Origin of the sequence: Actinomadura geliboluensis (assembly GCF_005889745.1) — a bacterium.
GTDB lineage: Bacteria > Actinomycetota > Actinomycetes > Streptosporangiales > Streptosporangiaceae > Spirillospora > Spirillospora geliboluensis.
Genome location: NZ_VCKZ01000001.1, coordinates 61,384 through 81,408 on the forward strand (window position 1 = coordinate 61,384; position 20,025 = coordinate 81,408).

Below are 20,025 nucleotides of genomic sequence, written 5' to 3' on the forward strand. Positions count from 1 at the left end.
GAGGACGCCCCATGATGCCCCGCATGGCGCCGGGCGCCGCGCTGACGGCGACCGGAGTGGTCGCGGTCGTCCGCGGCACCCGCGCCGACCGCGTCACCGACGTCCTGGACGTCCTGGACGTCCTGGCCGCCGCCGGCGTCCGCTGCCTGGAGGTCACCCTGAACACCCCGGGCGCGCTGGACGCCCTGGGCGCGGCGCGCGACCGGCTGCCCGGGGACGCCGACCTCGGCGCCGGCACGGTCCGGACCGCGGCGGAGGCGAAGGCCGCCGTCGCCGCGGGCGCGTCCTTCCTGGTCGCCCCCGACACGAACGCCGAGGTCGCCGCCGTGGCCCGCGACGCGGGCGTCGGCTACTACCCGGGCGCGCTCACGCCGACCGAGGTCGCCCGCGCCTGGGACCTCGGCGCGACCGCCGTCAAGATCTTCCCAGCGAGCACGTTCGGCCCGCGCTACCTGCGCGCCCTGGCGGAACCGTTCCGGGACGTCCTGCTGCTGCCGACGGGCGGCATCGGCCCGGACGACGCCGCCGACTACATCGCGGCGGGCGCCGTGGCCGTCGGCGCGGGCGGTTCGCTGATCGGCGACGCCCTCGACGGCGGCTCCCTCGACGCCCTGGCCTCCCGCGCGCGCCGCCTCCTCGCGACGGTGGAGGCCGCCCGATGAGCGTCGATCTCGTCACGTTCGGCGAGACCATGGCGCGGCTGGACAACCCGGTCGTCGGGCCGATGCGGCACGCCCGCTCGCTCGACCTCGGCATCGGCGGCGCCGAGTCGAACACGGCGATCGGCCTCGCCCGCCTCGGCGGCACCGCCGCCTGGTTCGGCCGCGTCGGCGACGACGAGTTCGGCCGCCTCATCACCACGGCGCTCGCCGGGGAGGGCGTCCGGCTCGGGCACACGGTGGTGGACGAGTCCGCGCCGACCGCGCTGCTGTTCAAGGAGCGCCGGTCGGGGACGCTGACCCGCGTCCAGTACTACCGGACGGGCAGCGCCGGGTCGCGGCTGAGCCCCGCCGACGTCCCGCACGACCTGATCCGCTCCGCCCGCGTCCTGCACGTCACCGGGATCACCGCCGCGATCAGCGACACCGCCCGCCGGGCCGTGGACGACGCCGTCGAGACGGCCCGGGCCGCGGGCGTGCCGGTCTCGCTCGACCTCAACTACCGGTCGGCGCTCTGGACGCCGGCCGAGGCCGGTGAATGCCTGCACGACCTGGTCAAACGCGCCGACCTGGTGTTCGCGACCGAGCAGGAGGCGCGGCTGGTCGTCCCCGGCGACGACCCGGCCGGGCTCGCCGCGGCGCTGGCCGCGCTCGGGCCGCGCGACGTCCTGGTGAAGCGGGGCGCCGCCGGGGTGGTCGCGTACTGCGCGGGGACGCTGCACGTCCAGCCCGCGCACAAGGTGCCCGTCGTGGACCCGGTCGGCGCGGGCGACGCCTTCGCCGCCGGCTACCTGGCGGAGTTCGCCCGCGGCCTGCCGGTCGCCGCCCGCCTGGCCACCGCCACGGCGGCGGGCGCGTACGCGGTGACCGTCCGCGGCGACTGGGAGGGCCTGCCCAGCCGCGCCGACCTGGACTTCCTGAAGACCACCGAAGACAACGTCAGCCGATGAGGAGACAGATATGAGCAAGCGCGAACTCCGCAGCGCGGACTCCGCCCCGCCCGCCGGCACCTACTCGCAGGGCCTCGTGGTCGGCGATTTCGTGTACACCTCGGGGATGGGGCCGCTCGACCCGAAGACCGGCGAGGTCGTCGGCACGGACGTCGCCACGCAGACCCGGCAGGTTCTCGCCAACCTGGCCGCGATCCTGCGCGAGCACGGGCTGGGCCTGGACGACGTGGTGAAGTCGACCGTCCACCTGCAGGACCTCCACCGCGACTTCGCCGCCTTTGACGAGGTGTACCGGGAGCACTTCACGCAGCCCTACCCGGTGCGCACGACCGTGGGTTCGACCCTGATGAACATCCTGGTCGAGATCGACTTCGTCGCCTACAAGAAGAGCTGATGGACTCGTCCCTCTATGTGATGGTGGAGGATCTGCGCGGCGCGGACGCCGCGCGGATCCTCTCCCACAACGTCTCGTCCATCACCATCGGGGCCGCCTACCACCGCGCCAGGGACGTGACCCCGCACGGCGCCAGCCGTGTCACCTTTCGCCATGACGGAATCCACTTCCCTCCCGGCGACCTCTTCGACGGGCTTCGCCTCCAGCCACCGGTACAGAAGGACGCCGCGCGCGACCCCATACGAACCCTCCGGGAGGAGACCCACCGGCTCGGTGCCGCGCTGCACGGATGGGGCGTCTTCCTGCACAACACCACCCTGGGTCTGGCCTTTCCGGACGTCACCCATCAGAACTGCTTCGGCGACCGTGCCGCACCCGCCGACCTGTGCCCGTCCAACCCGGACGTCCGCGCGTACGCCGTCGCCCTCGGACGCGCCATCGCCCGCCAAGGCGTCGACACGGTCGTCGCGGAATCCCTGCATTTCGGGACGTTCGGCCACGGCTACCACCACGAGCGCTCTTTCGTGGACCTGGGCCCGGCCGCCGAGTTCGCCTTTGGCCTGTGCTTCTGCCCCTCCTGTGTCGCCCGCATCCCGCACGCCGCCGAGGCCCGCGCGGAAGCCGCCCGCCTGACGACCACCGTTCTGGACGGCGGCCCGCCCGCGAGCGACGTCCCGGACGTCCTCACCGCCTACGCCCAGGCCCGCGCGCCGATCGTCACGTCCCTGGCGGCCGAGGTGGCAGAAGCCGTGTCGGCGGAGGGATCTCAGCTGACGTTCATCGACCTCACGGGTGCCGTCCTGGGCTACGCCGACGGCCGTCCCACCGGCCCCCCGGCCGCCGCCTCCGCCTGGCGGATCGGCGTGGACCCGAGATCGTTGGCGTCGGCCGTCCCGTCCTACGCGATCCTCTGCTACGCCCGCGAAACGGTTCGCGTGGCCGAGGACGTGGCCGCCTACCGCGAGGCCCTCGGCCCCGAACCGGCGCTTCGGACCGTCCTTCGTCCCGGCCATCCGGACACGACGTCGGCCGACCACCTGGCGGCGAAGGTCACCGCGGCCCGCGCATCCGGCGCGGACGCCGTCGACTACTACGCCTACGGCCTGGCCCCGCTCCCGACCCTGGCCCGCATTCCTCGCACCTAAGGCATCATGGACGCCATGCACGCCCGGATCACGGTCCTGACATACGAGAACGTTCCTGGCAGCCTGCCGCCCGTACTGGCCCTCCGCGGTTAACTGCGTGAGCGCGGCATCGACCGCCTCGGCCTGCACCCCGACCAGCCGACCTCCAAGATCGTCGGCCGGCAGAGACGCCCAACGTAACCTCCGCAGCCCGGTCAGGTGAGGACTCTGGTCTTGGCCTGCTGGTACTCCACTTCGCTGATGTCACCGTGCTTCCTGAGCTCGGCGAGCTTGACCAACTCGTCGGTGCTCGTTGGCTCGGGGGTGCCGGCGGTCTCGCGGACGTAAGCGCGGAACTGCTCATCGCGCTTCTGGATCGCTCGCAGGTCGCGTTCCCCCATGCCCCGGCCGCGTGCGATCAGGTACACGAAGGCGCCGAGGAACGGCAGCACGATCACGAAGATCGACCATCCGGCCTTGCCCCAGCCGCTCAACCGGTCGTCGCGGAAGATGTCGGCGATGATCCTGAAGATCAACATCAAGAACAGCACCCACAGGAAGAACCAGAGCATGGTCCAGAAGACGTTCAGCAGGGGATAGTCCGTTGCGGCGATGGAGCCAGCGAGCTCGTTCATGGTGATCCTCCAGTCGTGCGCCTCCGCATCTGATGCGGCCATGCTCCTCACGCCCCTCATCTCGCCGCATCACCCGCAGCGGGTGGCTTTCGCAAGAGCAGCGCACTATCGCTCCGCGCGACTCGACGGTAGGCCGGCGCCACTGCGGGAAGGCCGTCCCCAAGGGGGACTCGGTTACGGCTCCTGTCGGCGGACGGGCTCACCCCATGCGGGTGAAGCGGCCCGTCTGCGACATCGCCGAGGATGCCGTTCGTGCTTCTGACGAGAGGGGTTCCGCCCATGACCACCATCGGTGCCGCCGTCCAGACTCCGGCGGAGCGGGCGGCCCACGGGAAGCAGGCGCGCGCCGAGGTGCCCCGTTCGAGCCATGGGCGGTTCGAGCACGGCGAGCGACCCGATCCGGTCGGCATCTTGGAGTCGCAGTCCGCGGCGAGGGTTCCGGAACTGGTGCCGCTCCGCTACGGCCGCATGCTGGAGTCGCCGTTCCGCTTCTACCGGGGCGCCGCGGCGATCATGGCCTCGGACCTCGGCGCCGCGCCCCGCACGGGGCTCACGGTGCAGCTGTGCGGTGACGCCCACATGCTGAACTTCCGGCTGCTCGCCTCCCCCGAGCGGCACCTGATCTTCGACATCAACGACTTCGACGAGACGCTCCCCGGCCCGTGGGAGTGGGACGTCAAGCGGCTCGCCGCGAGCCTGGCCATCGCCGGCCGCGCCAACGGGTTCTCCGCCCGGCGGCGCGCCGCCGCCGTGCGGGCGTGCGTGCGGAGCTACCGGGAGCGGATGCGCGAGTTCGCCCGCATGCGCATCCTCGACATCTGGTACGCGCAGGACAGCGCCGACGATCTGGACTCGATCCGGGCGGACCGGCTGAGCGGCGGCGCCCGCCGGCGGTTCTCCGCGGCGGCCGACCGGGCACGCACGCGGACGAACCTGCAGGCCGTCGCGAAACTGACCCGATTGGAAGGGGGCGTGCGGCGGATCGTCCCCGACCCGCCGCTCGTCACTCCGGTCCGGGACCTGCTTCCCGGGGAAGAGGGCGCCGGGACGGCGGAGATGCTGGGCCGGCTGATCGAGGACTACGGCCGCAGTCTCTCCGCCGAGCGGCGGGCCCTGCTCGGGCGCTACCGCGTGGCCGACATGGCGCGCAAGGTCGTCGGGGTCGGCAGCGTGGGCACCCGCTGCTGGATCGTCCTCATGCTGGGGCGGGACGACGACGATCCGCTGCTGCTCCAGGCCAAGGAGGCCGGCGCGTCGGTCCTGGCCCCGTACACCGGCCCGGCCGGCTACGCCGACCAGGGCGAGCGCGTCGTCGCCGGGCAGCGGCTGATGCAGGCCGCGAGCGACATCTTCCTCGGCTGGGAGACCGCCCGGGGGATCGACGGCCGGCGCCGCGACTTCTACGTCCGCCAACTGCGCGACTGGAAGGGCATCGCCCGGCCGGAGACCATGACGCCCGGCGTCATGACGGCCTTCGGCCGGATCTGCGGCGCCTCGCTGGCCCGCGCGCACGCCCGTTCCGGGGACCCGATCGCCATCGGGGCCTACCTCGGCCGCGGCGACGTCTTCGACCGGGCGCTCGCCGTGTTCGCCGAGGCCTACGCCGACCAGAACGAACGCGACCGCGAGGCCCTCGCCGAGGCAGCGCGCGCCGGACGGGTCCCCGCGGAAGCCGCATGACAGGCCACCCGCGCGAAGCACCCGGGGTGTAACGCGGGCAGGCGGAGTACGGGCGGCGACGCGGACACGGCGTATCGGAGGCACGCGATGGGACGATGGGGGCCGCTGCTCGCACTGGCGACCGCGCAGTTCGTCATGGTCCTCGACCAGTCGGTCATGAACGTCTCGATCAGCACACTGGTGGACGACTTCGACACGACGGTCCCCGCGATCCAGGCGGTCATCACCCTGTACTGCCTGGTGATGGCGATGTTCATGCTGACCGGCGCCAAGATCGGCGACATCATCGGCCGGCGCCGCGCCTTCGTCACCGGGCTGGTCGTCTACGCCTGCGGATCGGCGCTGACCGCGGCCGCCCCGACCCTGGCCGTGCTTGCGCTCGGCTGGTCGATACTGGAGGGCATCGGCGCCGCGTTGGTCCTGCCCGCACTGGTCGCCCTGGTCGCCGACAACTTCACGGGACGCGAGCGCGCGGCCGCCTACGCCGTGATCGGCGGGGTCGCGGGCGCCGGGATCGCGGTCGGGCCGATTCTCGGCGGCTGGGCGACGACCGAGCTGACCTGGCGGGTGATCTTCGTCGGCGAGGTGGTGCTGGTCCTGCTCATCCTGCCGGCGGCGCGCCTGCTGGCGGAGTCCGCCCGCGGCCGCCCGGCTCCCCGCCTCGACCTCGTCGGCACCGCGCTGTCGGCCTGCGGAGTCGGGACGGTCGTGCTCGGCACCCTGCAGTCCAGCACCTGGGGCTGGGTCCGGCCGAAGGACGCCCCGGTCGAGCCGTTCGGCCTGTCGCCGACGCTGTTCGTCATCGCGCTCGGCGGGACGCTGCTCTGGGCCTTCACGGCCTGGCAGCGGCACCGCGAGCACGCGGCCGGCGATCCCCTGCTGCACCTCGACCTGCTGACGTCGCCGCCGCTCCGGGCCGGGCTGATCGGCCTGTTCACCCAGAACCTCATCCTCATGGGCGTCTTCTTCGTCATGCCGCTGTACCTGCAGCTCGTCCTCGGCCTCGACGCGCTGGAGACGGGCGTCAGGATGCTGCCCGTCTCCGTCATGATGTTCGCCGCCTCCGCGGCCGGATCCCGGCTGTCGTCGCGGCTGTCGGTGCGGGCGATCGTCCGGACCGGCCTGGTGCTCACCGGCGGAGCGGTCCTGGCACTGATGGCGACCGTGCGGCCGGACCTGGCGGGCCTCGCCTTCGCGCTCTCGATGGGGGCGCTCGGCACCGGCATGGGACTCATGGTCTCCCAGCTCGGGAACCTGGTGCAGTCCTCCGTCGGCGCGTCCGGCCGGGCGGAGGCGGGCGGCCTGCAGTACACCGGCCAGCAGCTCGGCTCCTCGCTCGGCATCGCGCTCATCGGAGCGATCGTCCTCGCCGGCCTGACCGGCGCGTTCGTGTCGAAGGTCGGCCAGGACGAGCGCATCAGCGCGCAGGTCGCCGAGCAGGTCGGCGTGGCCGCCGGCGGCGGCGTCGACTTCGTCGCCACCGGCCAGATCCGGGCGGCCGCGCGGAAGGCGGGCCTCGACGGCGCCACCGCCGAGGCCCTCGTCGACAACTACGGGAAGGCGCAGATCCTGTCGCTGAAGGCGGGGCTGCTGGCCACCGCGCTGCTCGTGCTGGGTTCGCTGGCGTTCACCCGCGACCTCCCGCGCACGCCGACCGCGCCCGGTAACGGACCAGCCGGCCGCAGCCGGCGGCGATGACCGGCGCCGTCAGTGAGTGAGCACCACCTTCAGCGCGACGATGAGCAGGCCGAGAACCAGGTTGACCATCCCCGACACGACGATCAGCCGGACGCCGGCATCGGCCCGCCGCCAGGCGGCCACGGTCCATCCGACCTGCCCTCCGAGGGCCGTGAACAGCGCCGTCCAGGCGGCTGCACCGTCGGACAGACCGGCGGCCCAGCAGGCGAAGGCCGCCGCCGCGGGCGGTACGGCCGCCTGAGCCAGCGGCCACTCGCGCCGGCCGACCGACCGGATCTCCGGCCAGTTCACCCGCAGGCCGTGCTGCCGGTCACCGGCGAGGCTCGCGTACACGTGCGCCAGCCAGAAGACCAGCCCGGTCGCGAGCAGCAGCGCGATGAGCGTCGGGGCGGACGCCGGCTCCTGCCGGGGGCTCGCCCCCACGACCACCGACGCGGCCAGCAGCGACCCGTACACGGCCCCCGCGTAGTCCGCGCGCTCCCTCTCGTCGAGCCCGGCCGTCCTTCGCCGCTCGTCAACCCGCCGCCCGTCCACTGGGCGCCGCCGCATCAGGCCGGTTCCGCGCGCTGCTCGGCGGACGGTGTTCCGCTGAGCGTCACCGTCGCGGGTAGCCCGCATGTTCGGCGGCGCGCCGGCCGTACACGCACAGCGCCCAGATCACGGTGACGTCCAAGGCGATCATGACCACCGACCACACCGGGTAGTAGGGCAGGAACAGGAACTGGGAGATCGCGTTGACCACGGCGAAGGCGACTCCGATCGCCCGGGCCCACGCGTGGCCGGTGAAGACGAACACCCCGGCGACGGCGACGAGGATGCCGAGCCCCAGATGCGTCCACCCCCACGCGGACACGTCGAAGTCGTACACGTAGCGGGGCGTGACGACATAGAACTGGTCCCGCAGGATCGCGGCCAGCCCTTGCAGGGCCTGGAACGACCCGATCAGCACCATCATCACGCCGGCGAAGACCGCGAAGCCGGTCGCCCAGCCGCCGGCGGGCTCGGTGTCCGCACCGGGGCCCGGCCGGGTGGAAATCCGCTGTGACATGTGAACCTCCTCATTCCATCGATCACTCGCAGAATCACCCGGCGGCGGTGCTGTGGGCTCACCCTCGGCGGGTGAACTGGAAACGCCTCAATCACCCGCCGCGGAGGATGCGACCCGATCTGCGGAAACGGTGTCATTCCGGTACCGGCCCCAGCCAGGACGGACGAGCCGTCCAGGGGCCGGAGTCCAGACGTCGTACGAGAGCGTGGGAGGAGCGACGATGTCGACGACATCCCCGAGGACGGGAGGAACCGTCCCTGATCGCAGGCAGGGCACGATGCTCGTCGCCCTGACCTGGCTGTTCGGCCTTTGGTTGATCACCTGGGGGATCATCAGCGTCCTCGTCACCCTGTGGATCCGGCACGCCGGCCGGCAGGCCGCGTCCGCACGGTGATGCCGCGATCCCGCGATCCCGCGACCGGCGGGCCGAGAGGAGGCGATGTGCCGGCATGGGGCCACGGCGCACCGCATGCGACGTGGGACTACGAGATAAGGATCAAGGGGCGGGTCGGCGAATCGCTCCGGCTCGCCTTCGAGGAGCTCAGCGTCACGCTCAACCCCGGCGAGACGGTGCTGCGCGGCCGGGGACTGGACCAGGCGGCCCTGTACGGAATCCTGGACCGGGTCCAGGCGCTGGGGTTCGAGCTGGTCGCGGTCCGCCGGCTCCCGGTCCGCCGGCTCCCGCCCACTCCGCCCTGACTCGCGGGCTCAGGGACGTCCGCGCGCTTCAGGACGGGCACGTTTCAGGACGGGCCTGCCTCAGGGCGGGGTCACAGCAGCCGGTACCGGCGTGCGCGGCGGACCGCCTCGCCCCGGCGGGTCACCGCGAGCTTGCGGTAGATGTTCCTCAGATGGGTCTTCACGGTGTTGACCGAGAGGTACATCTCGGTGGCTATCTCTTCCGTCGTCAGCATCTTGGAGAGCAGGGTCAGCACCTCCAGTTCCCGCCTGCTCAGCGACCCCACGACGGCGGGGGCGGCGGCTTCTCGGCGGTCAGGGAGCACTCCCATGCCGAGTTGTCCGAGGAACCGCCGGTGCGGCTGGAAAAGCTCCGGATCCCGGTGCAGCACGGGGAGCAGCCAGCCGCGCGCCCTGCGAACGGCAGCCCGATCTTCTCGCGTTCGCCCAGGCGCAGCGCGCGCTCCAGCGAGCGGCGGCCCCGTGATCGGTCCTCCTCCCGGTAGGCCAGGCAGGCGTCCAGCAGCCACGCGTCCACCCGGACGGCGGCCGGTGCGGACGGCTCCATCAGCACGGGACGGACCGCCCGGGACGCCGCCGCCGGGTGCCGCTCATGCAGATGGACGCGGGCGAGCGCGACCGCGCCCTCGGCACCGCCGGCGTCGCGGGCGGCATCCCTCGCCTCCGCCGGCGCGTCGCCCGCGAGGTGCGCCTCGGCCTCGGCCAGCCGCACCCGGCGCCGGAACCACGGCATGCCGGCGGCGTCCCCGCCGATGGCGTCCAGCACGGCCAGCGCCCGGTCGGGCCGGCCGGCGGCCACCTCCAGGCGCGCGGTGAGGAGGTCATGCAGGGCGGAGAGGAGTGCGTCGGGAGAGTCGGCGTTCGCCGTCCGGCCCTTGTCCAGTTCGTCCCGCGCCTCGTCCAGGCGGGCCTCCTCCAGTGCCACCCAAGCGCACGCCAGATGAACCGCCGCGACCCGCCGCCCGGCGGGACCGGTGGAGATCTCGGGCAACTGCGCCGCCGCCGACATCAGCCGGGCCGCCCGGCGGAAGCCGCCCTGGAGCGCCCCCGCCAGCGCGAGCCCGCCCAGGCACCGGCGATGCTGGAGATCGCCGCCGGCCTCGGCGGCGGGCAGGGCGCGCTCGAACTCCTCCTCGGCCCGCCGGAGCCGCCCGGCGCGCAGTTCCAGGAGGCCATGCGCGTAGCCGACCAGTGCGTCCAGTTCCGGCAGATCGTGCTGCGCCCCGTACGGGAGGGCGTCCAGCGACCGGTCCAGGTCGTGGACGAGGTCGCGGAGGTCCGCCTGCCGCTCCGGGCAGGCGGCGACGAGCCTGATCACTCCCGCCGCCAGCCGCGCCGGGATCGCCTGGTCGTCGGGCAGTTCCGCCAGAAGGTGCTCCGCCCGGGTCAGGTGCGCCGCGCGCCCCGCGTCGTCTCCCTGGTCCAGCGAAACCGCGGCGGCCACGAGGTACGGCTCGGGTCCAGCGGCTCCGGCGAGAGCACGGTCCGGGAGATCACCGAAGAGCGGGAGGATCGCCCGGCCGTCCGACAGGCCCAGCACACGGCCGATCGCCAGACCGTCGACGATGAGCCGGGAGGCGTAGGCCGGGTCTCCGGCCAGCACCGCGTGCCGAGCGGCCTCCTCGAGCGACCCGGCGCGGCTGAACCATTCCGCCGCACGCCGATGCAGCATGGCCTCATCCGCCGGATGCTCTTGGCGCAGCGTCAGGTTCAGGGCCGCACCGAGCACCGAGTGGAAGCGGTACCACCCATGGGCCACCGGCAGGACGAAGGCATTCTCGCGCACCAGATTCGCGAACAGTTCACCCGTGTCCGGTCCGGCGAGCTCTGCCGCCAGTTCCGCGTCGAAGCTCTCCACGACGCTGAGCCTGAGCAGCAGCCGGCGGACCGCGGGGGGCTGCACGTTCAACACCTCCGCGACGAGGTAGTCGACGACGGCGTGGTCGTCCCCGGCGAACGCGGCGGCGAAGCCGTCGGGATCCGGATGGCCCTCCATCGTCATGGCGGCCAGCCGCAGACCGGCCGCCCACCCTTCGGTCCGGTCGCGCAGGGCGCTGACCGAGGCCGGAGTCGCCGGCACCCCGTGGTGGGCGAGCAGGGTGCGGGTCTCGCCGTCGTCGAAGGCCAGATCCGCGCTCCGGATCTCGACGAGTTCACCCGTCAGCCGGTAGCGGTGCAGGGGAAGGGGCGGGTCGGTCCGGGAGATCAGCACCAGCCGCAGCACCGGACCGGCCCCTTTGAGGACGCGCGCCACGTCGCGAGGAAGATCGGAGCCGGCCGGCGGATGGAAATCGTCCAGCACGAGGACGACCGGGGCCGCACGGCCGGACAAGGCGAAGATGAGCCGCGCGCAGAAGATGTCGTGCCCGCGCTCCGAGGGCCGAGGGACATCGGCCACTCCCGCCTGTTCCAGCGCCGCGGCCACGAGACTCCAGAACGCGGCCGGACGGTGGTCCGCCTCGTCCAGGGAGACCCAGGCGACCGGCCCGGGCCGGCGCCCCGTGGTCGCCCAGGAGGCCACCGCGACCGACTTCCCCGCGCCGGGAGGTCCCGTCACGACCGTGAGCGGGCCGCGTGTGCCCTTCTCGAGCCGCTCCATCAGACGTTGCCGGGTGATGAACCAACTGCGGCGGCCGGGCACCCGCACCTTCGCCGCCGAGATCGGCGACGGTGCCCTGGGACGCTCGCGATCCGAAGCAGGATCTTGCGGCAAGGCTTCGTTCATGATGCCTCCTCCCCCACGTGCAAGAGGCCCCACAAGAGAACGGAAAAGCAACAAAGTCGAACATAACGGTACCTAGCGGAATCTTTGCGCTTATCTACGGCAAACCAATATGTATGGAAAGGGACCGGGGGCACCGTCGCGGCTCCCTCGGCGACGTCCCACCCCTTTGGCCACGGTCACCGGATGCCCCCGGCCCTCCTCCCGTCGCCGTGGCGGCACGATGACATCCACATCGCGGCCCGATCCGGTACCTGTCCGGCATCCTGGCCGTCGCCGCACCCATCGCCGCCGCGTCGTACTACATCGCGCTGGGTCTGCTGTGGGCCGTCCTCGTCTTCGCCGCCTTCTCGGCCCTCACCGTGCTGACCGGACGGGCCGCGCTCTCAGCCGGCGGCCCGGTGACCGTCCCCGCACCCGTACCGCCTCCGCGGCACCCGGTGGTCTTCATGAATCCACGCTCCGGCGGCGGCAAGGTCGAACGGTTCCACCTGGCCGAGAAGGCACGAGAACTGGGCACCGACGCCGTGACCGCCGGCGCCGCCCGGCACGATATGCCGTTGGTCGTCCCGGCCGGAACCCGCAACCACTTCGCCCTCGACCTCGGCCGCATCGCGGGCCGCGCCTTCGTGAACAACGCCTCCTTCGGCGCCTACGCGGCGATCGTGCAGAGCCCGGCATACCGCGACGGCAAGGTCCGCACCAGCCTCCGACTACTCCCCGAACTGCTGACCCACCACCAGGGGCCGCGCCTGAGCGTCCGCGCCGGCAACGTGCTCATCGAAGCTCCGCAGGCCGTCCTCGTCAGCAACAACCCGTACCAGGGCGGCGACCCTACGGGATTCGGACGCCGCGAGCGGCTGGACGCGGGCGTCCTCGGCGTCCTGGCCGTCACCGTGGACAGCGCGGCGCAGGCCGCCGGTCTGCTCCGCGGCCGACGCGGCCGCGGCCTTTCCATGCTGACGGCGAGCGAAGTCGTCATCGACTCCGAGAGCGGCGAGATACCGGTCGGTGTCGACGGTGAAGCGCTCACCCTGCCGACACCCGTCATCTGTGGAATACAACCGGGCGGGCTCCGCGTCCGGGTGCCGTGCGACCACCGCAGGACACCGCCCCACCTTCCCGCCCGGCGGCTATTTGAATTTACTCACCCTCGGCGGCGGGATAGAGTCGAAAGTCGATGACGACGCAACTCGTTTGCCCGTCTTCGGTGCGGCCAATCCAGACAGGGTAGTATCCGTCGCCCCAGCCGGCGCGGAAGGCGATAAGGTTCGGCTCGGACTCTGGGCCGGCCAACTCCACCGTGAAACGGCTGTCGAGGAGGACGATCAGGTCGTCCTCGAGCTTCTCTCTGCTTACCGGCCGAGTCGCATCGAGGAAGGCGACTGTGCCGGTATCCACACCGACCCCGTAAAACTGACCCTCGCCGAGCAGTTCCAGGTCCTCTTCGGGCCGGATGGCCATTTCCCACTCGCTGGGCGGGGCGTCCAGAAGGGTCACTTTGGCCGCGGCGACACGCACCTCGTTCGTCGTGCGCATCAGCGACACCGTGACCGGGAACTCGCCCGGTGGCACAGTGATGCGCCGCGCCGTTTCGTCGATCAAGCCAGGGTCCGAGACGATCAGCTGCCCGGACGGGACCCGCAGCAGTCCAGCATCGGTGAGCTCGACAACGGCCGGACCATCCGGAGTGTCGCGTGTGCCCGGAGTGAACAGCTGCTCGATTCCGGTCGCGCGCAGCGGTCCCTGCTCATCCTCCATCGAGACCTCGTTCAGGACCACCGTCGTGGCGGGCTCGTGGCCCTGCTGGGTGAGGAACCGTACGAAGACCTGCCAGTCGCCGAATTCCGGTGCGGGGAGGAGGAAGTCTTGGATGGGAGCCGAGAATCGGCGCACCGTGACGTTTTCCGGCTCGGCGACCGAGGATTGCTCCGACCTGCTGAACTCGGACCTGATCTCGACCTCGCCGTTGGCCGATACGGTCGTGGTTTCCTGGACGTCCCACTTACCGGACAAGTACTGCCGCTCGCTGGAGAACTGCCAGCGCGTGTTCCGGTGGGCCCACAACACCTTCTTGCCGCGGTCGCACTTGAGGTCGATCATCTGCGTGCGATAGGACCTGTCGTCGAACAGATACACACGCCACATTCGGTTCGGCCAGTATTCGAGCAGCGCCAGCGGCCGCTCCCGCCCGGCCAGCAAGACCGCATAGTCCTCCTCAGCAGCATGTCTACGCGCAGCAACCGCAGGCGACATCGGATCAGGGTGAGTCAAAGCATGCCCGGAACCCCACATCTCGCCATACGACACATCAAGACTGTCCAGAATCACAGACCCACATCTCCCTCATCGCCAGCAACTGCCCCGAACCGAACTGTGCACCCACCGATGGTGATGCGATCTGTCGGGTTGGGACGGGCCAGGGTGCCGATTCCGCGCCCCCGGGGCCTCCGCGCCACGCTCACTCGCGCCAAGCAAGGAAACCTGGCGGAACACTAGCGCCCCCGGCCGACATCCCGGATCGAACGGATTCGGCGCCCGTGCCGTCGGGCCGGCGCGTCCCCGGCGCGCTGGCGGGCCACTCCCTGCCAGCGTTCAGCATCGACCGGGCCGCTCGGAGATCCCCTGTTCCTGGCTCTGCGGGCCCGCTGACTACACCGCGCACCCCGCTTCGGACATCCGTTGCAGGACGTCTCCAGGCTTCGAGCTGCGCTCACTGCAGGAGGAGCAGCGGGGCCAGTCCGTCAGATCAACGCATCGGCTCAAGGTCGGTCTCAAGCCCACTCACACCGCCACCGGTGGCCCGACAAAGGCCGTCGACCGCACTGATCCCCACCAGTCTCGCTAACTGGTCACGCTGATCCACGCTGATGCCAGGTCTCAATGCGGCCCCGCCGGATGTTCTGGAACTTCTTCGACCGGCCCAGCGTGCCCCCGCCGATGACGATCGGACCGCTGCCGGCGGGGACGAAGAAGTTGGCCGGGTTGTTCTGCACCCGTCCGGCGGGCGAGCCGATGGCCAGGCGCCCGATGGGTCGGGCGGCCTGCTGGTCGAACTCTGCCGGAGCGGGCATCGAACTGTCCTGCGGGGAGGTGGCCTCACCTGCCGGTGTCGGAGGCAGTTTCGCCGGGCTCAGCGGGTCGGTCGTAGGTGAGGAACGCGGCGCCGCTGCCGAGCACGGTGTGGTCGGTCAGTTCCCACTTGCGCGGATCGAAGGCGGCCGTGCGCGAGAAGAGCGGGATGCCTGTGCCGATGGTCAGCGGGCCCACCTTGAGGATGAGCCGGTCGATCTCGCCGTACAGGGCGCCGGCGAGTTCGCCACCGCCGACCAGCCAGATGTCCTTGCCGTCCTGACGCTTGAGCTCCCGGACCTTCTCTGCGGGGTCGGTGGCGACGATCTCGACGGCGGGGTCGGGGCTCTCGGCGAGGGTCCGGGAGAAGACCAGGTGTCGCAGGTGCGGATACGCGTCGGCGATCCCGGCCTTCAACCCGATCTCGTAGCTGTGGCGCCCTTCCAGGACGGTGTCGAAGCAGGTGCCCTCGGCGGTGACCGAGAGCGCGGACCGCGCCGGTCCGGGGAGAGTCTCGGGGTAGTTGGCCACGAGGTGCTCGATGTAGTCGGCGGGGATGGGCCAGAAGCCGTCCGGACCGGTGGGGTCGGCGCCGTCCGGTCCGGCGATGAAGCCGTCGAGGGTGGTGGCGATGTAGTAGACGAGCTTTCGCATGGAGACGCCCTTCTGATCACTGCAGTCGTAGTACTGTGGTTGAAGTGCTTTGAACCTTAGTACTGCACTTGCAGTGGTGTCAATCGTCCTTCGTGGAGGCCCCCATGCGGCAGAACCCGACCCGGCGCACCGCGCTCCTCGACGCCGCCATCGACGTCCTGGCCCGGGAAGGCTCGCGCGGTCTGACGCTGCGCGCGATCGACAAGCAGGCGGGCGTGCCCACCGGCACCGCCTCCAACTACTTCGCCAACCGGGACGAGCTGCTCGCCCAGGTGATGCGCCGCACCCGCGAGCGCCTCACCCCCGATCCCGAGGCGCTAGCCGAGACCATGAAGCAGGCACCGTCGCACGAGTTGGTCACCGAGTTGATGCGCCAGTTGCTGGCCCGAATGCGCAACGACCGCGCCGGCAACCTCGCCATGCTGGAGCTGCGCCTGGAGGCCACCCGCCGCGCCGGCCTGAACGCCGAGCTCAGCGGGTTCCTCACCGAGGAGCATCGGGAGATCATCGACTACCACGTGAACGCGGGCCTGCCAGGCGACCGCACCGGCGTCGCCCTGCTCTACTTCGCCATGTCCGGGCTGATCGCGGACGACCTAACCGCCCCCGCCCTCCTGGAGCCCTACTCGACCGACGACCTCATCGAGCAAATGGTGGACCGCCTCCTCCCCTGACCACCGTTCCGCTGGCGGACGTCCTCCCAGGCGGCTGGCGCTCGGCATTTTGCATCTGGGCCGACGCCATGATCGCTGGCGGAGAACTCGATCGCGGCCAAGCCGAGGCAGGCCAGGCCATCGACCGGCTCGGAACCGCTGAGGAGATCGCCCAGGCCGTACTGTGGCTGTGCAGCCCCGGCGCCGGCTACGTCACCGGCGTCGCACTCCCGGTCGACGGCGACTTCACCGCCCAATGACCCCGAGGAGCCGCGCTGGCACCGCCTTCAGAGGGTTCGGAACAGACGCTTAGCTTGATGTTCAACCCGTGGTCAGTGGGTCGGAGTCGTTACATCGTTGCCCTGCGCTGCAGTTCCGCCGGGCACAGCCGTAGCAGGCCGGTCAGGTCGACGTCCTGGTAACGGTAGGGAACCGCGGTCGTCCCTGCCTTTGGACGCCGAGGCTTGGAGAGACGCGAGCTGCTTCACCACGTGCAGATCGGCGTCTGAGAGCCCGGCGGCGTGCTGGTCCATCAGCTGTTCAAGTGCCTGGATCGCCTGCCGGCGCTCGCGGTCTCGATCACGCCAAGGAAAACGTCGGCGATCAACCTGGCCACCTCGGCCACCGCGCCCACGCCGAGCGCGGCGACCGTGTGCCCACTCCTCGGCGCCTGGACCGGGCGTCCTGACGTCGGTCGTTCGCCCCCTATTAAGGTCTTGTTCCGCGCCCGCCGGCGCGGGTCTGGCGGCCGTCCGGAACGGCGGACGTCACCCAGGGACGCCGAGCGGCGGGTGCTCGAGCACGCGGGGCTTGTACTCGACCAGCTGGATGCGGCCGTCGAAGGTGCGGTGCTCGATCATCTCAAGGGCAACGTCCGGATAGCCGTCGTAGATGCGTTCTTCGCCCGTGGCCCCGGTGATCACCGGGAACATCACGACCCGGAAGCGGTCGACGAGTCCGGCTCGTAGCAGGGACCGGCACAGGCTGAGGCTGCCGATCGTGCTGAGGAGCCCGGAGCCACTCGACTTCATGGCGCGGACCGCCTCGACGGCGTCGTCGCGGACGAGCGTGGAGTTGGCCCACGTCAGTGGGTCCTCGAGTGAGGAGGAGAACACCACCTTGGTGGCTTGCGTGAGCTCGTCGACGGACGCCTCTTCCTCGGGCCTGAACTCGTCTTGGCCGCTGGGGACCTCACCTGCGGCGAAGCCCGACATCAGGCGGTAGGTGTTCGCTCCCATCAGGTAGGTGGCCTCGGGCTGCTCGCCGAGCCATGCGAGATACTCCGGGCCCTCGAGGCCCCAGAACCCGGGCCATCCTTCTCCCGACGCGTAGCCGTCGAGGGAGGTGATGAAGTCGAGGAGAAGCTCCGACATGGCGGTGTCCTTTCCTAGGTGTCACGAGCTTGGACCAGCCGGGAGCCACAAACTCATCGGCCGCGCTGTGGAGATCCCGCACGGATTGGTGGATCGTGGTGACCGTCAAGCTCTCTTGGAGCGGCCCGCGCACCAGTGAACGTAGATCTCGACGATGTCGGCGACGGTGAACGTTCTCCTTGCCGGCCGGTGCGTCTGTTGCCCCCTCGGCTCACAGGTCAAAGGACCGCGATGACTCCAAGAGGCCCCGGACCCTCAACCAAGGTCATCCTCGGCGTCCCATGATCAACCAGGGCGTTCAGTTCCGTAAGGCAAGCCAACGTGCGAGACCGGGACCAAGCGGTTGCGGCGGAACCGGCCGACCTCACCTTCATTGTCCGACCAGCGGTAAAAGGCATCCATGCCGCATTCTTTGAACTGCACATATTCCCTCAAGGACGTCCCGCTTGCTCTCCGGCGGGAAATTGGATATCGACTCTGGGATTGGCGCGGTATTCTGGGGCGCTGTGACGATCTTCTATGTGGTGCAGCATGGCGAGAAGGAGCGGCTGCCTGGCGACCCGGGATTGACCGATCTCGGCCGCTGGCAGGCTGACCGTACGGCCATGTGGCTGCGCCAAGCAGAGGTCATGTCGGTGTTCAGCAGTCCGATGCGGCGGGCTCGCGAGACTGCCGATTTGATCGCCTCGGTGATCAACACCCCGGTCCGCGAGGACACGCGGTTGCGAGAACGGATGAACTGGGACGGCTCTCAGCCGTTCGATGAGTTCCTGACTGAGTGGGCGGCCTCAGTCCGTGATCGCGATTTCGTGCCTCAGGCCGGCGACTCCTCGCGCCAGGCCGGTGAACGGTTTCGCTCCTTCCTCCGGGACGTCGCGACGGGGCCCGAGGTGATCGTGGTCTGCACTCATGGCGGTGTGACGGTGGACTTGCTACGGACTCTGGTCGGTGACCAGGAATTGGATCCGCGGTTGCTCGCTGAGGGCATCCCGTCATGTGCGATCACGACTCTTCAAGATCAGACGGTCCTGGATATTGCTTCGGTGAACCATCTGGAGTAAGAACGCGGCGGGTTACTTCTTCCCACTGGCCATGAAGGGCAGCCCGAGGTCAACTGGTGCGGCGCGTGAGAGCCGGTTCATCCGGGCGAGTTCGTCTTCGGCCCCGGCGAGGCCGACCTTGAGTCCCTCGGCCTCGCCGAACCAGCCCTCGCGTTGGGCTTCGGCGATCCGGTCGATGGGGTCGGTCGACCCGGTCGGCGGGCTGCCGCTGCTCCTCGTCGGCGCTGTCCTCCATCAGCGGTGACCTGGGCAACGCGCTCGGGGTCGCCACCCTCGGCAGCCTCGGCACCGCCGTCTACCGCGACACCATCACGCCCCCGCCGGAATCCCCGCCGACGCCACCGAGACCGCCGCCGCGAGTATGAAGGACGCCCTTACCACCCCGCCCAGGAACTGCCCGCCAGCCCCGCGAAGGCCCTGACAACCGCCGCCGAAGCCACCTACACCAACGGGCTCAACGCGATCGGCCTCACCCGTGCCCTCATCACCGCGATCAGCGCGATCAGCGCGATCAGCGCGGTCATCTCACTCAGCATGCTGCGCGGGCACCGCTGCGGCATCCCGGCCAGTGATACCTCACCGCAGCGGGACGACCAGCGGAAAGGCCACACCGAGGCGGCAGCCAAAGCACTGTCGACGCCCGACTGAACGGTCGAGATCGGCGACGTCGCACGCCGGCTGCCTGCACCCACCGCGCCCGGCCAATCGGTGCGCGATGTCCGGGTGTCCGTTGTCCGTTTCGCAGGACGGTGACGCCGACGCTCGTTCGGGGTTGTGGGGGCGGTCGGCGGGCGGGAGGATCCTGCCCTGTGACCGCGAGGAGAAGGGCAGCGGTGGGAAACATCGGATGGCTTGGCCAGACGGTCCTGATCGGCGCGGGCACCGTGGCCGCGGCCGGGGCCGTGACGGCACTGTTGCTGCTTTCGACTGATTCGTCCGGGCCGACGGAGGCGGCGGCCGAGCGCCTGGCGGGGGCGCAGGTGTTGCCCAGCAACAGCCCTGCACAGCTTGCCCTGGTTCGCGCTTGTATGGTCGGCGATCCTCTCGTCATGGCGCCGGTCCAGGGCGATCCGATGAACCCTCAGCGGCTGACCGGGTCGGGGACGGCCGTGTCCGACTTCCGGGTTCTGGCCGAGTCCGTTCGCGACGCCCGTGGACGGACGGTCTTGCTCGGCAGCGGGACGGCGTACCGGCTGTGCATGCTCGATCGATCCGGCAAGCCGACCCCGAATGACCGGGCTCCCAATCAGTCCGCCCGCGTCTGGGGTGTTCCTTTGACAATCGTCCCCGACCACGTGATCTATGACGACACAGGCGGCGGTGATCTGCGCTTCGACGATCCCGCCTCCAGAAAGGGCTGGGAACTGCATGTCGCCGGACGGGTCATGCCGGGTGGCACGCGCATCACCTTCACGGGCCCGGACGGCAACTCAGTGCAGGCCCCGGTGACCGATCGCTTCTTCGTCCTCAGGAGAAGCGGCGGCGGCGCGAACGGTCCCACGCCCGGTGGTGGAATGGTTTCTGTGACCGTCAAGCTCTACAACGGTGACCAGGTTGTGAAGGAGTACTCCACGCAGATCGACGCGGCCATCATGGGGTAGCC

The 20,025-nt window shown here is 70.6% G+C and carries 22 protein-coding genes; 13 read left to right on the forward strand and 9 right to left on the reverse strand.

Annotated features, from left to right (window positions below; translation table 11 throughout):
* Window positions 1-11 precede the first annotated feature (11 nt).
* Genes ETD96_RS00305 through ETD96_RS00320 form a run of 4 tightly spaced genes read left to right on the forward strand, consistent with a single transcriptional unit; the run spans window position 12 to window position 3,148 of the window.
* Entirely contained in the window at window positions 12-662 is a 651-nt protein-coding gene (locus ETD96_RS00305) for a bifunctional 4-hydroxy-2-oxoglutarate aldolase/2-dehydro-3-deoxy-phosphogluconate aldolase (RefSeq protein ID WP_138632085.1), read from the forward strand.
* Window positions 659-1,609, forward strand: coding sequence for a sugar kinase (locus ETD96_RS00310; protein WP_138632088.1), 951 nt, complete (start codon window positions 659-661; stop codon window positions 1,607-1,609). Before ETD96_RS00305 ends, ETD96_RS00310 begins: the two co-directional genes overlap by 4 nt.
* Before the next feature lie 10 nt (window positions 1,610-1,619).
* Window positions 1,620-2,003, forward strand: coding sequence for a RidA family protein (locus ETD96_RS00315; RefSeq protein ID WP_138632091.1), 384 nt, complete (start codon window positions 1,620-1,622; stop codon window positions 2,001-2,003).
* Entirely contained in the window at window positions 2,003-3,148 is a 1,146-nt protein-coding gene (locus ETD96_RS00320; protein ID WP_138632094.1) for a hypothetical protein, read from the forward strand. Before ETD96_RS00315 ends, ETD96_RS00320 begins: the two co-directional genes overlap by 1 nt.
* Window positions 3,149-3,342: 194 nt before the next feature.
* On the opposite strand, the gene ETD96_RS00325 is transcribed toward ETD96_RS00320, so the two are convergent.
* On the reverse strand, window positions 3,343-3,804 hold the full coding sequence (locus ETD96_RS00325) for an SHOCT domain-containing protein (protein ID WP_240807026.1): 462 nt from the start codon (window positions 3,802-3,804) through the stop codon (window positions 3,343-3,345).
* A gap of 237 nt (window positions 3,805-4,041) precedes the next feature.
* On the opposite strand from ETD96_RS00325, the gene ETD96_RS00330 reads away from it, so the two are divergent.
* On the forward strand, window positions 4,042-5,442 hold the full coding sequence (locus ETD96_RS00330) for a DUF2252 domain-containing protein (protein ID WP_171068768.1): 1,401 nt from the start codon (window positions 4,042-4,044) through the stop codon (window positions 5,440-5,442).
* 87 nt (window positions 5,443-5,529) lie between these two features.
* Window positions 5,530-7,140 (forward strand): MFS transporter, encoded by a 1,611-nt coding sequence (locus ETD96_RS00335; RefSeq protein ID WP_138632100.1) that lies wholly within the window; start codon window positions 5,530-5,532, stop codon window positions 7,138-7,140.
* 9 nt (window positions 7,141-7,149) lie between these two features.
* On the opposite strand, the gene ETD96_RS00340 is transcribed toward ETD96_RS00335, so the two are convergent.
* Together ETD96_RS00340 and ETD96_RS00345 are read right to left on the reverse strand one after the other, a co-directional pair.
* On the reverse strand, window positions 7,150-7,689 hold the full coding sequence (locus ETD96_RS00340; protein ID WP_138632103.1) for a hypothetical protein: 540 nt from the start codon (window positions 7,687-7,689) through the stop codon (window positions 7,150-7,152).
* A 46-nt stretch (window positions 7,690-7,735) separates the two neighbouring features.
* Window positions 7,736-8,188, reverse strand: a complete 453-nt coding sequence (locus tag ETD96_RS00345) for a DUF7144 family membrane protein (RefSeq protein ID WP_171068769.1) — start codon at window positions 8,186-8,188, stop codon at window positions 7,736-7,738.
* Window positions 8,189-8,408: 220 nt separating this feature from the next.
* Between ETD96_RS00345 and ETD96_RS44315 the strand changes: the two genes are divergently transcribed.
* Both ETD96_RS44315 and ETD96_RS00350 read left to right on the forward strand, forming a co-directional pair.
* Complete coding sequence (locus tag ETD96_RS44315) at window positions 8,409-8,582, forward strand: hypothetical protein (protein ID WP_171068770.1); 174 nt, start codon at window positions 8,409-8,411, stop codon at window positions 8,580-8,582.
* Window positions 8,583-8,629: 47 nt separating this feature from the next.
* Window positions 8,630-8,887 carry a hypothetical protein gene (locus ETD96_RS00350; protein WP_138632106.1) on the forward strand — a complete coding sequence of 86 codons (258 nt, stop codon included), beginning with the start codon at window positions 8,630-8,632 and terminating at the stop codon, window positions 8,885-8,887.
* A 71-nt stretch (window positions 8,888-8,958) separates the two neighbouring features.
* On the opposite strand, the gene ETD96_RS00355 is transcribed toward ETD96_RS00350, so the two are convergent.
* Together ETD96_RS00355 and ETD96_RS00360 are read right to left on the reverse strand one after the other, a co-directional pair.
* On the reverse strand, window positions 8,959-9,198 hold the full coding sequence (locus ETD96_RS00355; RefSeq protein ID WP_138632109.1) for a response regulator transcription factor: 240 nt from the start codon (window positions 9,196-9,198) through the stop codon (window positions 8,959-8,961).
* The gene (locus ETD96_RS00360; RefSeq protein ID WP_138632112.1) at window positions 9,141-11,612 is read right to left on the reverse strand and encodes a winged helix-turn-helix domain-containing protein; all 2,472 of its coding nucleotides are present in this window, start codon (window positions 11,610-11,612) and stop codon (window positions 9,141-9,143) included. Before ETD96_RS00360 ends, ETD96_RS00355 begins: the two co-directional genes overlap by 58 nt.
* A gap of 446 nt (window positions 11,613-12,058) precedes the next feature.
* Here ETD96_RS00360 and ETD96_RS00365 point away from each other — a divergent pair, with 446 nt between their 5' ends.
* Entirely contained in the window at window positions 12,059-12,793 is a 735-nt protein-coding gene (locus tag ETD96_RS00365) for a diacylglycerol/lipid kinase family protein (RefSeq protein WP_138632115.1), read from the forward strand.
* Here the strand turns inward: ETD96_RS00365 and ETD96_RS00370 are convergent.
* The 3 genes from ETD96_RS00370 to ETD96_RS00380 all read right to left on the reverse strand — a co-directional run bounded on the left by ETD96_RS00370 (window position 12,753) and on the right by ETD96_RS00380 (window position 15,335).
* Entirely contained in the window at window positions 12,753-13,940 is a 1,188-nt protein-coding gene (locus tag ETD96_RS00370; protein ID WP_138632118.1) for a DUF4241 domain-containing protein, read from the reverse strand. The genes ETD96_RS00365 and ETD96_RS00370 overlap by 41 nt on opposite strands.
* Before the next feature lie 521 nt (window positions 13,941-14,461).
* On the reverse strand, window positions 14,462-14,683 hold the full coding sequence (locus tag ETD96_RS00375; protein ID WP_138632121.1) for a PNPOx family protein: 222 nt from the start codon (window positions 14,681-14,683) through the stop codon (window positions 14,462-14,464).
* A 25-nt stretch (window positions 14,684-14,708) separates the two neighbouring features.
* The gene (locus ETD96_RS00380) at window positions 14,709-15,335 is read right to left on the reverse strand and encodes a dihydrofolate reductase family protein (protein ID WP_138632124.1); all 627 of its coding nucleotides are present in this window, start codon (window positions 15,333-15,335) and stop codon (window positions 14,709-14,711) included.
* 104 nt (window positions 15,336-15,439) lie between these two features.
* Between ETD96_RS00380 and ETD96_RS00385 the strand changes: the two genes are divergently transcribed.
* Window positions 15,440-16,009, forward strand: coding sequence for a TetR/AcrR family transcriptional regulator (locus ETD96_RS00385; RefSeq protein ID WP_138632127.1), 570 nt, complete (start codon window positions 15,440-15,442; stop codon window positions 16,007-16,009).
* 68 nt (window positions 16,010-16,077) lie between these two features.
* Entirely contained in the window at window positions 16,078-16,248 is a 171-nt protein-coding gene (locus tag ETD96_RS00390; protein WP_240807028.1) for an SDR family oxidoreductase, read from the forward strand.
* Window positions 16,249-16,755: 507 nt separating this feature from the next.
* Here ETD96_RS00390 and ETD96_RS00395 read toward each other — a convergent pair.
* Window positions 16,756-17,361 carry a dihydrofolate reductase family protein gene (locus ETD96_RS00395; RefSeq protein ID WP_138632131.1) on the reverse strand — a complete coding sequence of 202 codons (606 nt, stop codon included), beginning with the start codon at window positions 17,359-17,361 and terminating at the stop codon, window positions 16,756-16,758.
* Window positions 17,362-17,867: 506 nt separating this feature from the next.
* Here ETD96_RS00395 and ETD96_RS00400 point away from each other — a divergent pair.
* Window positions 17,868-18,422 (forward strand): histidine phosphatase family protein, encoded by a 555-nt coding sequence (locus tag ETD96_RS00400; protein ID WP_171068771.1) that lies wholly within the window; start codon window positions 17,868-17,870, stop codon window positions 18,420-18,422.
* 833 nt (window positions 18,423-19,255) lie between these two features.
* Entirely contained in the window at window positions 19,256-20,023 is a 768-nt protein-coding gene (locus tag ETD96_RS00405) for a hypothetical protein (protein ID WP_138632137.1), read from the forward strand.
* Window positions 20,024-20,025 lie beyond the last annotated feature (2 nt).

Coding starts and splice junctions, on each gene's coding strand:
- ETD96_RS00305 (WP_138632085.1), top strand. CDS start 12: ATGATGCCCCGCATGGCGCCGGGCGCCGCGCTGACGGCGACCGGAGTG.
- ETD96_RS00310 (WP_138632088.1), top strand. CDS start 659: ATGAGCGTCGATCTCGTCACGTTCGGCGAGACCATGGCGCGGCTGGAC.
- ETD96_RS00315 (WP_138632091.1), top strand. CDS start 1,620: ATGAGCAAGCGCGAACTCCGCAGCGCGGACTCCGCCCCGCCCGCCGGC.
- ETD96_RS00320 (WP_138632094.1), top strand. CDS start 2,003: ATGGACTCGTCCCTCTATGTGATGGTGGAGGATCTGCGCGGCGCGGAC.
- ETD96_RS00325 (WP_240807026.1), bottom strand. CDS start 3,804: ATGGCCGCATCAGATGCGGAGGCGCACGACTGGAGGATCACCATGAAC.
- ETD96_RS00330 (WP_171068768.1), top strand. CDS start 4,042: ATGACCACCATCGGTGCCGCCGTCCAGACTCCGGCGGAGCGGGCGGCC.
- ETD96_RS00335 (WP_138632100.1), top strand. CDS start 5,530: ATGGGACGATGGGGGCCGCTGCTCGCACTGGCGACCGCGCAGTTCGTC.
- ETD96_RS00340 (WP_138632103.1), bottom strand. CDS start 7,689: ATGCGGCGGCGCCCAGTGGACGGGCGGCGGGTTGACGAGCGGCGAAGG.
- ETD96_RS00345 (WP_171068769.1), bottom strand. CDS start 8,188: ATGTCACAGCGGATTTCCACCCGGCCGGGCCCCGGTGCGGACACCGAG.
- ETD96_RS44315 (WP_171068770.1), top strand. CDS start 8,409: ATGTCGACGACATCCCCGAGGACGGGAGGAACCGTCCCTGATCGCAGG.
- ETD96_RS00355 (WP_138632109.1), bottom strand. CDS start 9,198: ATGGGAGTGCTCCCTGACCGCCGAGAAGCCGCCGCCCCCGCCGTCGTG.
- ETD96_RS00360 (WP_138632112.1), bottom strand. CDS start 11,612: ATGAACGAAGCCTTGCCGCAAGATCCTGCTTCGGATCGCGAGCGTCCC.
- ETD96_RS00365 (WP_138632115.1), top strand. CDS start 12,059: ATGAATCCACGCTCCGGCGGCGGCAAGGTCGAACGGTTCCACCTGGCC.
- ETD96_RS00375 (WP_138632121.1), bottom strand. CDS start 14,683: ATGCCCGCTCCGGCAGAGTTCGACCAGCAGGCCGCCCGACCCATCGGG.
- ETD96_RS00380 (WP_138632124.1), bottom strand. CDS start 15,335: ATGCGAAAGCTCGTCTACTACATCGCCACCACCCTCGACGGCTTCATC.
- ETD96_RS00385 (WP_138632127.1), top strand. CDS start 15,440: ATGCGGCAGAACCCGACCCGGCGCACCGCGCTCCTCGACGCCGCCATC.
- ETD96_RS00390 (WP_240807028.1), top strand. CDS start 16,078: ATGATCGCTGGCGGAGAACTCGATCGCGGCCAAGCCGAGGCAGGCCAG.
- ETD96_RS00395 (WP_138632131.1), bottom strand. CDS start 17,361: ATGTCGGAGCTTCTCCTCGACTTCATCACCTCCCTCGACGGCTACGCG.